Here is a 12,757-nt window from a genome sequence, read left to right on the forward strand (position 1 = left end):
GTCATCGAAACAGCAAGAAAATACAAGCGCTAGCCTTAGCTTTAGCGCTCATCGGTTCGGGTACGAAAGATGCGAGCGGCGTATTCGTCGGCATCGCGTTGTTCGCGGCGGGTTTCGCGCATGGCAAGTACCGCTTCGCCACGCGCCTCTAGCACTTCATAGGAGCCCAATTTTTGCTTGCAGTGCTGCCATTTCGGTTGTGTCAGCGTGACGCGCTGGCAGGCGGCGGCTAACTGCGAGCGTTGCAGGCTGATGGCCTGATCGAGTGTGTCGATGAATGCCTGAAAATTGCGTATCTGGCCCGCAGGCATGCCCGCTTGCGCGCTCGCCGTGAAGCGCGCGTGATATTCGTCGCGGTATTGCACCAGCGCATCGAGCTGCGTTTGCGCCTCGCTGCGCTCGCGTTGTGCGTGGCCGAGTTTTTGCGCCGCGTTGTCGACATCGTCCTGGGCCAGGCCGATGAGCATCTTGATGGGACTGTGCGGGGCCATCGTCAGCCTCCTGTTGCGAAGAGCGCATCGAGTGAGGCCAGGCTTGCAGCAAACCCGGCGCTCTCACGAAAACCCTGCTGCAAAAATGCTTCGATCCGGGGGTAGAGCGCGATGGCACGATCCAGTAACGCATCGCGCCCACTGGCGTAAGCGCCCACGTTGATCAGGTCACGGTTGCGCTGATAGCGCGAGAGCATTTGTTTGAACAGGCGTGTTTTTTCCAGGTGAGCGTCGTCGATCAGCGCGGTCATGGCGCGGCTGATGGAGGCTTCGATGTCGATGGCCGGATAGTGCCCAGCTTCAGCCAGGGCGCGTGACAGCACGATATGGCCATCGAGAATCGCGCGTGCTGCGTCGGCAATCGGATCCTGCTGATCGTCGCCTTCGGTGAGCACGGTATAAAACGCGGTGATTGAGCCGCTCCCGGCACAGCCGTTACCGGTGCGTTCGACGAGCGCAGGCAGGCGCGCGAATACCGACGGCGGATAACCCTTGGTGGCGGGCGGCTCGCCCACGGCGAGCGCGATCTCGCGTTGCGCCATCGCGTAACGCGTGAGCGAATCCATCAGCAACAATACGTGCTTGCCCTGATCGCGGAAGTATTCGGCGAGCGAGGTGGCATAGGCCGCGCCTTGCATCCGCAGCAAGGGCGATACATCAGCTGGCGCGGCTACCACGACGGAGCGCGCGAGTCCTTCCTCGCCGAGAATCTGTTCGATGAATTCCTTCACCTCGCGGCCACGCTCGCCAATCAGGCCAATCACGATAACTTCAGCGCTGGTGTAGCGCGCCATCGTGCCAAGCAGCACCGATTTGCCGACCCCGGAGCCCGCGAACAGCCCCATGCGTTGACCACGTCCGACCGTGAGCAGCGCATTGATCGCGCGCACGCCGACATCCAGCACGTGCTGAATCGGCTCGCGGTGCAGGGGGTTCATCGACGCCGCGCTAAGCGGTGCATCGAGTTGCGTGGCGAGTGGCCCGAGGCCGTCGAGAGGCCGCCCGGAGGCATCCAGCACCCGGCCTAGCAGCCCCCAGCCAACCGGCAGGCGCTTGGCTCCGGCATGCAGGTTGGCGATGGGCGCGTTTTCGAGCGGCCAGACTCGCGCGCCAGGCAGCAGGCCCGCGACCTCGGTTGTAGGCATCAGGAACAGACGTTCACCGGCAAAGCCGACGACTTCCGCTTCAGCGCTGGCATGCAGGCTGCCAGGAGGCAGCTCGATCATGACCTCCGAGCCGACCGCGAGACGCAAGCCGATGGCTTCGAGGACGAGGCCTGCGGCGCGTGTCAGACGTCCGCAAGGACGGAGTGGGCGGGCTAGTGCGCTGCGCGTGCGCCATGTTTGCAGATCGGCCAGCCATGCCTCGGTGTGTGGATTGTCTGTGCGCGGAACGTTCGCCTCAGGTGAGCCGAAGTTAAAGTTGGACGCAGGCGAGGATGATATTGCTGCCGGTGATGCGCTCAATGTGTTGATCTCGGCCTCAGGCAAGCCGAATGAAGCCAGCGCCAGCTCCCGCTCGAGGGGCGTCATATCGCTGCTCTGAATGTCCTCGAGCGTCACCATGGGCTCGCCTTTCCCAGTGCCGCCGTCACGCGCTCCCAGCGCGTGCCGAGCGTTGCGTCCACTTCGCCGCTGGCCGCTCCGGCACGGCAGCCGCCGCGCTCGATGGCGGCGTCGGTGCGCACGCTCCAGCCGCGTGTTTGCAGCTCGTCGTGCAAATACGCTTCGATCACGGGCAGCTCAGCCGGATTCACCGCCAGATACGGTGAGCCGCTGAGCGCAGGCTCCACCGCCAGCACTTCGCGCGCCGCCGCCAGCAGCGCCGTGGGGTCATGCTGCACATGCTGACGCACCACCTGCTGCGCGATCTCCAGCGAAAGCGCGCACAGCGTGCGGGCCACCTCGTCTTGCAACGTCAGAAGCGCGGTGCTGAAGTTCTGCGCCAGCGTCGCCAGTTGCGCCGCTTCCGCGTGCGCGCGCGCCTGGCCTTCTGCAAAACCTTGCGCCACGCCCTGTTCGTAACCTGCCTGATATCCCAGTGCCTGGCCTGCGACGTGGCCCGCTGCCAGCCCTTGCGCATGCGCTTCGTCGCGCTGCCGTTGCAACTCGGCTTCGAACACGCGCGGATCAACCGCTGGCGGTGGCGCGGGATCGAACGACGCCATTTCCCAGCGCTGATACGCCGAGAGGCTGGCTTCACCGTTGGGCGCGCGCTCAGACATAAGCGTCTTCCGCCTTGCCGCCGATCACGATCTGGCCGCTTTCGGCCAGATCCCGGGCAATCTGCACAATGCGCCGCTGCTGGGTTTCGACATCCGAGACCCGTACCGGGCCACGTGTATCGAGATCTTCCGTAAGCAGCTCGGCGGCGCGTTGCGACATGTTGGACAGAAACTTCTGCCGCAATGCGCTCGGGGCACCCTTGAGGGCGACGATCAGCGCTTCCGAATCGATTTCTTTCAGCAGCAACTGGATGCCGCGATCTTCGATATCCAGCAGGTTCTCGAAGACGAACATCTGGTCGATGATTTTTTGCGCCAGTTCGGCGTCGTACTGCCGCACGTTTTCCAGCACGCTTTCTTCGTGATTGCCGGGCATGAAGTTGAGAATTTCCGCTGCCGTGCGGATACCGCCCATCGGGCTGCGCTTGAGGTTATCGCTGCCCGAGAGCAAGCCCGTCAGCACGTCATCGAGTTCGCGCAGTGCGGCGGGCTGAATCCCGTCGAGCGTGGCGATGCGCAGCAGCACATCGTTGCGTAGACGCTCGGCGAGACAGGCGGCGATTTCCGATGCCTGATCGCGGTCCAGGTGCACGAGGATCGTGGCGATGATCTGCGGATGCTCATTCTTGATGAGTTCGGCCACTGCCGCCGAATCCATCCACTTCAGCCCTTCGATGCCGCTGGTGTCGCTGCCTTGCAGGATGCGGTCGATCACCGCCCCTGCCTTGTCCTCGCCTAGCGCCTTGGTCAGCACGGTGCGGATGTAGTCGCTCGAATCGAGCGACAGCGCAGTGTGCTGCTCCGCTTCCTTGACGAACTCGTGCAAGACCTCGTCCACCTGCTCGCGCGTGACGTTTTTCAGCGCGGCCATCGCTACGCCGATCTTTTGCACTTCGCGCGGCGCGAGAAACCGGAAAACCTGGGCCGCCTCTTCCTCGCCGAGCGAAATCAGCAGGAGCGCGCTCTTCATCACGCCTTCAGCGTTCATCTGACACCCAGTTTTTGACGACAGTGGCTACGATTTTCGGATCCTGGCGAGCGATGGTGCGCGCGTATTCCAGGTTCCGCTCGAACTTGTGCTTCTCGCTTTCGAATGACAGCAACGAGTTATTGATGCCGTCGTCCACCTCGTTGCCCGCCGTCGCCAGCGCGGGCGGTTTGGGCGGCAGGCCATCGAGTTGCAACGTATCGTCCTGGGCCAGCGCCGGGTTGGCCGCGGGCGCCGCGCCAGGCGGAAAGGTCCGGCGCAGCACGGGCTTGAGCACGACGAAATACAGAAACAGGGCGACGGCTCCGATCCCGGCGTAGGTGGCCACCTGGCGTGCCAGCCCGAGCATGTCCGGCTGACGCCACCACGGCAGCTCGATGCCGCTATCGGTGTCGGCGGTGAAGGCACTGTTCACCACGTTGACCGAATCGCCCCGTTTGGCGTCGTAGCCCATCGCGTCTTTCACCAGTTGCTGGATTTGTGCCAGCTTGTCAGCCGACAGGGGCTGCAGCGTCGCATGGCCTTTTGCATCGACGTGGCGCTGATAGTTCACCACCACCGCAGCGGACAGGCGCTTGATCCCACCCATTGGCTGTTCGATATGGCGCACGGTTTTATCGAGTTCGTAATTGGTCGTGGCGTCCTTGCGTTCGCTCACGGGAATCATGGCCGCTGCCGAGGCCGCGTTCGGGCCGGTAGCGGCGTCGATGGGCGCTGACGCAGGTTGCGGCGGCTGGTTCGACAGCGCGCCGGGTACGCCTGAGGCCCCGGCGCGTGCCTGTTCGGTGGAGCCGCTGGTTTGCAGGCTGCGCACCGATGCTTGCTGCGGGTTGCCATTTGGCGCATAGGTTTCGGCGGTTTGTTCGATGCGGGAGAAATCGATGTCGGCGCTGACTTGCGAGCGCGCATTGCCTGCACCGAACAGCGGCGCGAGGATCGCGTCGATGCGCTGCTGCGTGTTGCGCTCGATTTGCTGCACGTATTTCAGCTGGCTGGCGTCAAGCCCGCTGGCGTTGCCCGCTTGCGTGAGCAGGTTGCCGTCCTGATCGACGATCGTGACGTTGCGCACCGGCAGATTGGCCACGGCCGCCGCCACCATATGCGTGACCGCGACCACCTGGCCCTCGTCGAGCGTGCGCCCCGGATACAGGTTGACCATCACCGAAGCCGATGGCGCTTCGCGCTCGCGCACGAACACGGACGGCTTGGGGATCGCCAGATGGACTCGCGCCGAACGCACGGTGGAGATGGATTCGATGGTGCGTTGCAGCTCGCCTTCGAGGGCGCGCTGGTAATTGACTTGCTCGGCGAACTGGCTGATACCGAATTTCTGGTTATCCATCAGCTCAAAGCCCACCGAACCGTTTTTCGGCAACCCCTGGGCGGCGAGGCGCAGACGCATCTCATGCACTTGATCGGCGGGCACGAGGATGGCGCTGCCGGCATCGCTGAACTTGTAGGGCAGGTTGGCCTGTTGCAGCGCAGCGACGATGGCTCCGCCATCGGCATCCGAGACGTTGCTGTACAGCACCTTGTAGTTGGGCGTGCGCGACCACAGCACGAGCGCGACGATAACCGCGATGCAAAACGCGGCGGCGATGATGAGCGGCGTGCGTGGATTGCCGCGCATCGGCGTGAGCGATGACAGCCGTTGCGAAAAACCGCCTGCGAAGCCTCCGCCAGACGCCCCACCCAAGTCCGCCACGCCGCTGGCGGACGGATTGGCGAGGCCCATGCGGGCGTCGGGGGTGACAAGCGGGTTAGCTGATGAATCCATGCTGCGGGTTTCTCCGGAATACCTTGAGTGCGGCGGTGGAAGCCTGGCGTGTGCCGCTCACCCTGGTTGGGCGGGTGGTGTTGATGACAGGCGACAAGTACAGCGGTACGGCGCTCGCGCGGACAGAGACTTCCACGCTGGCGATTATCCGCAGCGCGCTCGTCCCCGATCTGTCGAACAGAAGCCGGTTTTCCCTCTACTTTCGGGGCTTTGACTGGAGCGGCATTGCTATGCTTTCTGCGGCTGGCAGCTTTGCCGGCCGTTGACTGGAGAGATCATGAGCGTACCGATTGATGGCCTGTCGTCTGGCTTGCAGCAGATTCGCGCGATGGCGGCGCAGGCGGCAGGAGGGGCGGGCACAGCGTCAGATGCAACGCAGTCCGGCGGGTTTGCCTCGCTGCTGAAAGCGTCGCTCGACAAGATCAGCGGCGACCAAAAACACGCGATGAGCGAAGCGAAGGCGTTTGAAGTGGGTTCGCCGAATGTCTCGCTCAATGACGTCATGGTGGATATGCAAAAAGCGGGTATCGGCTTTCAGTTTGGCTTACAGGTGCGTAACAAACTGGTCTCCGCTTATAACGAAATCATGCAAATGAACGTTTGAGCGTTCGTGTATTTGCATGTTGGCATGTTGGCGTGTTTCATGACCTGCGGTGTGATCCGCGATATCACCTGTGTTATCGCATTGGGGTCATCACGGTGGTGTTCTCTTGTGGCATTCCGCTGCTCATCCCTTGCTGGGCGCCGTTGTCATGACGGCGTAGCGCTAGCGTTCGCGCTCATCGGGTGAAGCCGTGGTTTTCCGCAATGAATAAAAGAAAAACGCGCGGATTGAAGCTGTCCCGCAGCGCATGTGGCATGCAGTAAAAATGACTTCTTATCCTAAAGCTTTGTCTGCTTCATCCGATAACCCGGGTAGCACTCACGTTGCAGCCGCTCGCGTCACGCGGCGCTCGTGCGCCCAGTTATGAGCGCCGTATTCAGCCGCATTAGCTGCATCACACAGGAGGAGTACCGATGTTTTCGCCAGGCAACGCCGGAGTCAATGCTTATGCCAAGATTGGCGTCGAGACTGGAGTCATGGGCGCGAGCCCGCATCGCCTGATCGTGATGCTGTATCAGGGCGCACGCCAGTCCATCGCTCTTGCCCGGATGCATTTGCAGCAAGGCCAGATTGCGCAGCGCGGCGAGGCTATCAGCAAGGCCATCCGGATCATCGAGCTGGGTTTGCACCAAGCGCTCAACCTTGAGGCGGGCGGTGCTATCGCGGCGCGGCTCGATGCGCTCTACAGCTATATGACCCGGCGTCTGCTCGAAGCCAGCCTTGAGCAAAGCGAAGCGCTGCTGCTCGAAGTGGATGCTTTGCTTGCCACACTCGAAACAGCCTGGATCGGCATCGGACCTGAAGTGGCGCGCATGGCGGCGCAGCAAGCGGCACAAGGTGCGGGAACAGCAGCAGTAACGGCGGAACCCGTCAAATGACACCCGACCCAGACTATTTCGCGCGCTACGAGGCGATTGCGGCGGTGTCTGGCCGGATGCTGAGTGCGGCGCGCCGTTCACGCTGGGCGGATCTGGAGCTGTTGCAGGATGAGTTTCGCGCGCTGATCGAGCGGCTGGACGGCACAGAGGTCGGCGTCACGCTTGATGACGCGGGACGGGCACGTAAATATTGTCTGATTCGTCAGATCCTCGCCGATGACGCGGCGATTCGTGATCTCGCCAACCCTGATATGGCGCGGCTATCCGTCCTGCTTTCCGGACGTCCTGTGCTGGCGCTCAAAGCGTTTTATGGCGCGCATTAGATGGGCCGGGCGGATGCCGGGTCCGGTGCTGGCGCCGGAGGGCTCGGCTCACGCTGGGTGAGGAAGAACATCGCATGAACCCGCTCGACACAGATTTAGCTGCCTTGCTGGTGCATCGAGTCGACAGCTTGCTGTCTGTCGCGCCGGGTCATACCGCAGCGTCGAATACGGGAGCGGCAGCCACACAGGCGTTTGCTTCCGGAGCGGGGACGAATGCCGCCAGCCCGCCTGCGGTTTCGGCGCAGACCGCACTGTCTGCCATGGCGCGGACGCTGGATGCGATTGTGCGCTCAGGTGGTACGGCCACGCCGGCGGTGCTGGGCCAGACACCCGTCTGGCCGTACCCGCCTGGGGCCACTATGTTGGCCCCGAACTGGGCACAACAGGTTTTGACTTCGGCTGCGAGCGCCGGGCATACGCCTGCCACTAACTCTGCCAATCCCGCCAACCCCGCCGCCGTCGCGTTGACGGCCGCATTGCGGCAGACCGTGGCGCAATGCGGCCTGTTTTATGAAGCGCATCTGGCGCAATGGCTGGTCGGGCAGCGCTCATTGCAGGCGCTGCTGGACGAGCCGCAAAACCGCCTGGTGAGCTCGCCACGCGGGTTGCCGCCGTCGCCGCTGTCCGCGGCGCTGGCTGATGTTTTCGCCGATGCCTCTGCCGAATCCACCTCTTTTCGCGCCAGTTCGCGCTGGACCGAGGGCGCTCGCATGGCCACATCCGCAAGCGCACCCAATGCAGGCACGAACACGAGCACGAACACGAGCACGAGCACGAGCACGAGCACGGGCACTACGGTTACACCGCTCGCTGCACGCCTGGCCGCAGCAAGCCAGGCGATGGCTGAGCGTTTGTCCAGCCTGAGCGCGCCAGCGACCCCCGTGCGACGTCTTTATGGCGGCGAGCCGGATACTTCGGCGATGTCGCTGGCTAACGCGGGCGACGCCTCAAGTTCCCAGGCAGCCCAATCCGGCTTGCTTCCCGTGATTCATCCCGCGACCGCTTCGCTTGTGCGCCAGCAGCTCGATCTGCTGGCGAGCGAGCAGTTTCGCTGGAGCGGCGAAGCCTGGCCCGGCGCGAAATTCGACTGGACCATTGAGCGCGACGATTCCGAACGGCGCGGCCGGGGGCATCGAGACTCGTCTGCTGCGGCCCCGGCTCAGGATGAAGCGCGTGTGTGGCGCACCCGAGTCACGCTGTCGCTCCCCGTGCTGGGAACGGTGGACGCGGAACTTGCCTTGACCGGTGCGCAACTGGTGGTGCGCTTGCAGGCCAATGCGGATGGCGCGGAGCGCCTGGTACAACAGGGCGAAGCTTTTGGCCAGCGTCTGGCCGCAGCGGGCATTCAGCTTCACGGCCTCTCGATTCGCGCGGTCGCGGACGAAGCCAGCCTGTGGCAGCCATTCCATGAATCTGAAACGAATGAAACGCCCGAACCGGGGGCTACCGATCCGGCTCAGGCCGCCAGTGCCTATGCCCGGGCCGCCGCGACGGCTGCCACGCGGGCTTCAGGACACACCGCACAGCCCGCATCACAGCAGGCGGCGGGCAAGGCTGACGATGTCGATTGGGACGTGCGATGAGACGCGCCCGGCGCAAAGGCGCGGCGGCGCTGGCCTACGATGCGGCGGGTGGCGATAGCTCGCCGCGCGTGGTGGCGAAGGGCTATGGCATGGTCGCGGAGATGATCGTGCAGCGCGCCCGCGAAGCGGGTCTCTATGTTCACGAAGCACCCGAGATGGTCTCGCTGCTGATGCAGGTGGATCTGGATGCGCAGATTCCGCCCCAGTTGTATCAGGCGGTGGCCGAGTTGCTGGCGTGGCTGCACCGGCTGGAAAGCGGCATGCCTGAGGCGGGGAGCATGCCGCCGGCCGATGTTCCGGTCCATGCGGCTAATCCGCTTGACGCGGAAAGAACTTCGCCTCCTAAAAACGCAACATGAAACGCAGCAGCGCTTTCATCCGCTTGCCATAAGGCGGTGCGATCAGCCAGCGGCCATTGAAACGCGCCTGCGTCAGCACCGGCTTCATCCGCGAAAACGTAACGAAGCCTTCATAACCGTGATACGCCCCCATTCCGCTGGCTCCCACGCCCCCGTAGGGCAGGTTTTCGCACGCCAGATGCATCAACGTTTCGTTGATGGCCATGCCGCCAGCCACGGTTTCGCGCGTGACGCGCTCGATCGTGGCCGGATCGTCGTCATAGAGATACAGCGCTAACGGGCGGGGCCTGGCATTGATCCAGGCGATGGCTTGCGCGAGCGTGTCATAAGGCACGAGCGGCAACAGCGGGCCAAAAATCTCTTCTTGCATCAAGGCGGTTGTCGCAGGCGCTTGCGTCACCACGCAGGGCGTAAAGCGTCGTGTGAGCGGATCAGCGGCGGCCGGATCGAGCGGATGGAGCTGTGCGCCAGCAGCGAGGGCCTCGTCGGCGAGTTGCTGCAGCCGGGCGAAATGCCGGGACGTGATGATCGAGGTGTAATCCGGATTGCGCGCGAAAGCGGGATACATCTGCGCGAAGCGGGCGCGGGCCCGCTCGATGAAGGCCTGCTCGGTGCCGCGTGGCAACAGCACGTAATCGGGTGCCACGCAGGTTTGTCCCGCATTGAGCGTCTTGCCCGCGAGCAGGCTGTCCACCGCGTAACTGAAACGCGCGCCGGGCCCGATAAGCACGGGCGATTTGCCGCCTAACTCCAGCGTGACGGGCGTCAGATGCGCAGCGGCGGCGCGCATCACTTCGCGGCCCACGTGCGTGGAGCCGGTGAACAGCAAATGATCGAAAGGCAGTGCGCTGAAGGCGGCGGCGAAGGCGGCATCGCCATTGACGACCGCGACCTGTTCGGGCGCGAAGGTTTGCGCGATGAGCTCGGCGAATAACGTCGAAGTACGCGGTGTCAGTTCCGACATCTTGAGCAGTGCGCGATTGCCCGCCGCGAGGGCGCTGATGAGTGGACTGGCGGCCAGCAGCACCGGGTAATTCCACGGCGCGATGATGCCGATCACGCCTAGCGGCTGAGGCACGACCTGCGCGCGCGCCGGCCGCAGCCACTTGCTGGCGCGACGCCGTTGCGGCTTCATCCAGCGCTTGCCGCAGCGCAGCACGTTGTCAATCTCTTCCTTGAGCAACAAGAATTCGGCCAGAAGGGTTTCTTCTTGTGCGCGATTGCCGAAATCGTCGTGGATCGCTGCGGCTAGTGCGACGCGGTGGTTCAGCAGCATCTCGCGCAAGGCCTTCAGATGCGCGGCACGATCCGCCCAGGACGGATAGGGCGCAGCTTGCCAGGCCGCGCGCTGGCGCAGCAACAGCGCATGAGCCGTGGCGGCCGGAGCCAGGGGCGCGGATGCTTCAGGTGAGGCTGCGGCTTCAGGGGGCATGAAAGCATCCGGTGTGGGGCGACAGGTTTCCGTCTGGCCTGGGCTGATATTGAGCCGAAGTTGGGTCACGAGGCTGGGTCACGAAGTTGGGTCACGAGGTTGAGTCACGAGGTTGAGTCAATTCCGCGCTCAGACCGCGAAGGCCCGTTCGATGAGCGCAGCGTGATCGAAGGTTGCAGGCAGCGTGCCATAGATTCGTCCGTTGTCGCCGCAGTTATCGGCGAGCCGCGTGGCGATGAAAGCGTCGGCTACCGCAGGTGGCGCGTATTGCACCAGCAGTGTCGCCTGCGCCAGCAGGACGATTTGCTGCGCGATCCGGCGTGCCGAGGCTTCCCGCATGGCGGCATCGGTTGCCAATGCGGCCGTGAGCCGTGTCAGCGCTGCCTGCAAGGCGGGCTCGTTGTGCGCTACGGCTTGCCACGCCGCGAGCAGCGCATGCGCGGCATCCGGCTCGCGCTCGATGGCGCGCAGCACATCGAGACACATCACATTGCCCGAGCCTTCCCAGATCGAATTGACCGGTGCTTCCCGATACAGCCGGGCCATGGGCCCGTCTTCGACATAGCCATTGCCCCCCCAGACTTCCATCGCTTCTCCGGTGAATTCGAGCGCACGTTTGCACACCCAGAATTTCGCCGCCGGGGTGACGATGCGTTGCCACCCGCGTTCTTCCGCGGCGTGGGCGGTTTCTTCGAAAGCACGTGCCAGACGCATGAAAAGCACCGTGGCCGCTTCGGTTTCGAGCGCGAGATCGGCTAGCACATTGCGCATCAACGGCTGTTCGATGAGGCGCCGGCCGAAGGCGCTGCGGTGCCGCGCATGATGAATCGCCTGCACCAGCGCCGCTCGCATGAGTGCCGCGCTGCCAATCACGCAGTCGAGCCGCGTGTAGCTGGCCATTTCGATGATGGTCGGTATGCCGCGCCCCTCATCGCCAATCAGGATGCCGAAGGCCTGATCGAATTCGACTTCGCTGCTGGCGTTTGAGCGGTTGCCGAGCTTGTTTTTCAGGCGTTGCACCTGCACCGCGTTCTTGCTGCCGTCGGGTGCAAAACGTGGCACGAAAAAGCACGACAAGCCTGCGTGTTCGCTGGTGCGCGCTAGCACCAGATGGGCATCGCACTGTGGCGCGGAGAAAAACCATTTATGCCCCACCAGCCGGTAATGCGCCCCGCGCCCGCCGCCGTGCGTCGGAAACGCCTGAGTCTGGTTGCTGCGCACGTCCGAGCCACCCTGTTTCTCGGTCATGCCCATGCCGATCATCGCGCTGCGCTTGTGCGTCAAGGGCAGATCGCGCGCATCGTGTTCCCTGCTGTAGAGCTTGTCGCGTAGCGTGTCGAAGAGCGCGGGTTCGCGCTGTAAGACGGGGATGCTGGCGAAGGTCATCGTGAGCGGACAAAGCGAGCCTGATTCGAGCTGCGCATGCAGAAAATAGCCTGCGCAACGCGCGCTCATCGCGCCAGGCTGGGGCTGCGAAAACGGTAGCGCATGCAGGTCCTGGCGCCGCAGCAACGTGAGCAGCGTGTGCCAGGCGGGGTGGAACTCCAGCGCGTCGATTCGTTCGCCCCGAGGGCTGTGCGTGAAAAGCTCGGGGCTATGGCGGTTCGCCAGATCGGCGAGCGCCTGCACTTGCGCGCTGCTCAGCGCGGCGCCGTCGCGTAGCAGCGCCGCCCGATGCCAGGCCGCGCCGTTGCGCTCGAGCGCGGCACTCAGCGCGGGATCGCTGGCGAACAGGTTGTAATCAACGAGCGGCGGCACCTGATTGGTGATTTCATGCGTAGAGCGCGTGTGGCCGGGTTTTAATGTTTCCATTTGCTGTCTCCGAGTACGTGACTGTCGTCGCTGGCATGAACGCAGTGCGTTAAAACAACGCTGATCCAGGCGATGCGCGCAAGGCCTTTGCATCATAGGTGCGCGTTGCCGCTTGCGACACCCATTTCATGTAGAGGGCGGGCTCAGCCTTGCGGATAAAGGCCTGAGCAGAAAACCGGCTGTAAGAAAAATTCAATAAAAATTGAGAATTGAATTAAAAAAAGCTGATTTAAATAATGAGACTGATATGAGTTGTTTTTATGGGTTTGGGAATTTTCCCAGGGTT

General features: G+C 63.4%; 13 protein-coding genes. 6 read left to right on the top strand and 7 right to left on the bottom strand.

What is annotated here, in order from left to right; translation table 11 throughout:
• Positions 1-41: 41 nt before the first annotated feature.
• Genes fliJ through fliF form a run of 5 tightly spaced genes read right to left on the bottom strand, consistent with a single transcriptional unit; the run spans position 42 to position 5,480 of the window.
• The gene (gene fliJ, locus GH657_RS01875) at positions 42-491 is read right to left on the bottom strand and encodes a flagellar export protein FliJ (RefSeq protein WP_153099129.1); all 450 of its coding nucleotides are present in this window, start codon (positions 489-491) and stop codon (positions 42-44) included.
• Between the two features lie 2 nt (positions 492-493).
• Complete coding sequence (gene fliI / locus GH657_RS01880; protein WP_153099130.1) at positions 494-2,056, bottom strand: flagellar protein export ATPase FliI; 1,563 nt, start codon at positions 2,054-2,056, stop codon at positions 494-496.
• Positions 2,050-2,715 carry a flagellar assembly protein FliH gene (gene fliH / locus GH657_RS01885; protein ID WP_153099131.1) on the bottom strand — a complete coding sequence of 222 codons (666 nt, stop codon included), beginning with the start codon at positions 2,713-2,715 and terminating at the stop codon, positions 2,050-2,052. The genes fliI and fliH overlap by 7 nt, the downstream gene beginning before the upstream one ends.
• Positions 2,708-3,703: a flagellar motor switch protein FliG gene (fliG, locus tag GH657_RS01890; RefSeq protein ID WP_153099132.1), complete on the bottom strand. Its 996-nt coding sequence runs from the start codon at positions 3,701-3,703 to the stop codon at positions 2,708-2,710. Before fliG ends, fliH begins: the two co-directional genes overlap by 8 nt.
• Positions 3,693-5,480, bottom strand: a complete 1,788-nt coding sequence (fliF, locus tag GH657_RS01895) for a flagellar basal-body MS-ring/collar protein FliF (RefSeq protein WP_153099133.1) — start codon at positions 5,478-5,480, stop codon at positions 3,693-3,695. Before fliF ends, fliG begins: the two co-directional genes overlap by 11 nt.
• On the opposite strand from fliF, the gene GH657_RS01900 reads away from it, so the two are divergent.
• The 6 genes from GH657_RS01900 (at position 5,471) to GH657_RS01925 (ending at position 9,227) form a co-directional block, all read left to right on the top strand.
• On the top strand, positions 5,471-5,746 hold the full coding sequence (locus GH657_RS01900; protein ID WP_220094826.1) for a hypothetical protein: 276 nt from the start codon (positions 5,471-5,473) through the stop codon (positions 5,744-5,746). The two genes, fliF and GH657_RS01900, sit on opposite strands and share 10 nt — an antisense overlap.
• An 11-nt stretch (positions 5,747-5,757) precedes the next feature.
• Positions 5,758-6,084 (top strand): flagellar hook-basal body complex protein FliE, encoded by a 327-nt coding sequence (gene fliE / locus GH657_RS01905; protein WP_153099135.1) that lies wholly within the window; start codon positions 5,758-5,760, stop codon positions 6,082-6,084.
• Positions 6,085-6,497: 413 nt separating this feature from the next.
• Complete coding sequence (gene fliS / locus GH657_RS01910; protein ID WP_153099136.1) at positions 6,498-6,962, top strand: flagellar export chaperone FliS; 465 nt, start codon at positions 6,498-6,500, stop codon at positions 6,960-6,962.
• Entirely contained in the window at positions 6,959-7,285 is a 327-nt protein-coding gene (locus tag GH657_RS01915; protein WP_153099137.1) for a flagellar protein FliT, read from the top strand. The genes fliS and GH657_RS01915 overlap by 4 nt, the downstream gene beginning before the upstream one ends.
• A 74-nt stretch (positions 7,286-7,359) precedes the next feature.
• The gene (gene fliK, locus GH657_RS01920; RefSeq protein WP_153099138.1) at positions 7,360-8,868 is read left to right on the top strand and encodes a flagellar hook-length control protein FliK; all 1,509 of its coding nucleotides are present in this window, start codon (positions 7,360-7,362) and stop codon (positions 8,866-8,868) included.
• On the top strand, positions 8,865-9,227 hold the full coding sequence (locus GH657_RS01925; RefSeq protein ID WP_153099139.1) for an EscU/YscU/HrcU family type III secretion system export apparatus switch protein: 363 nt from the start codon (positions 8,865-8,867) through the stop codon (positions 9,225-9,227). The genes fliK and GH657_RS01925 overlap by 4 nt, the downstream gene beginning before the upstream one ends.
• On the opposite strand, the gene GH657_RS01930 is transcribed toward GH657_RS01925, so the two are convergent.
• On the bottom strand, positions 9,211-10,659 hold the full coding sequence (locus tag GH657_RS01930) for a coniferyl aldehyde dehydrogenase (protein ID WP_153099140.1): 1,449 nt from the start codon (positions 10,657-10,659) through the stop codon (positions 9,211-9,213). The genes GH657_RS01925 and GH657_RS01930 overlap by 17 nt on opposite strands.
• A 129-nt stretch (positions 10,660-10,788) precedes the next feature.
• Positions 10,789-12,471 carry an isovaleryl-CoA dehydrogenase gene (locus GH657_RS01935; protein WP_153099141.1) on the bottom strand — a complete coding sequence of 561 codons (1,683 nt, stop codon included), beginning with the start codon at positions 12,469-12,471 and terminating at the stop codon, positions 10,789-10,791.
• Positions 12,472-12,757 lie beyond the last annotated feature (286 nt).

Source organism: Paraburkholderia hayleyella, from assembly GCF_009455685.1.
Classification (GTDB): domain Bacteria; phylum Pseudomonadota; class Gammaproteobacteria; order Burkholderiales; family Burkholderiaceae; genus Paraburkholderia; species Paraburkholderia hayleyella.

Bases quoted from the DNA above. Each gene is read 5' to 3' on its own strand.
- fliI (WP_153099130.1), bottom strand. From the start codon at position 2,056: ATGGTGACGCTCGAGGACATTCAGAGCAGCGATATGACGCCCCTCGAG.
- GH657_RS01925 (WP_153099139.1), top strand. From the start codon at position 8,865: ATGAGACGCGCCCGGCGCAAAGGCGCGGCGGCGCTGGCCTACGATGCG.
- fliG (WP_153099132.1), bottom strand. From the start codon at position 3,703: ATGAACGCTGAAGGCGTGATGAAGAGCGCGCTCCTGCTGATTTCGCTC.
- fliF (WP_153099133.1), bottom strand. From the start codon at position 5,480: ATGGATTCATCAGCTAACCCGCTTGTCACCCCCGACGCCCGCATGGGC.
- GH657_RS01935 (WP_153099141.1), bottom strand. From the start codon at position 12,471: ATGGAAACATTAAAACCCGGCCACACGCGCTCTACGCATGAAATCACC.
- GH657_RS01900 (WP_220094826.1), top strand. From the start codon at position 5,471: ATGAATCCATGCTGCGGGTTTCTCCGGAATACCTTGAGTGCGGCGGTG.
- fliS (WP_153099136.1), top strand. From the start codon at position 6,498: ATGTTTTCGCCAGGCAACGCCGGAGTCAATGCTTATGCCAAGATTGGC.
- fliE (WP_153099135.1), top strand. From the start codon at position 5,758: ATGAGCGTACCGATTGATGGCCTGTCGTCTGGCTTGCAGCAGATTCGC.
- fliH (WP_153099131.1), bottom strand. From the start codon at position 2,715: ATGTCTGAGCGCGCGCCCAACGGTGAAGCCAGCCTCTCGGCGTATCAG.
- GH657_RS01915 (WP_153099137.1), top strand. From the start codon at position 6,959: ATGACACCCGACCCAGACTATTTCGCGCGCTACGAGGCGATTGCGGCG.
- GH657_RS01930 (WP_153099140.1), bottom strand. From the start codon at position 10,659: ATGCCCCCTGAAGCCGCAGCCTCACCTGAAGCATCCGCGCCCCTGGCT.
- fliJ (WP_153099129.1), bottom strand. From the start codon at position 491: ATGGCCCCGCACAGTCCCATCAAGATGCTCATCGGCCTGGCCCAGGAC.
- fliK (WP_153099138.1), top strand. From the start codon at position 7,360: ATGAACCCGCTCGACACAGATTTAGCTGCCTTGCTGGTGCATCGAGTC.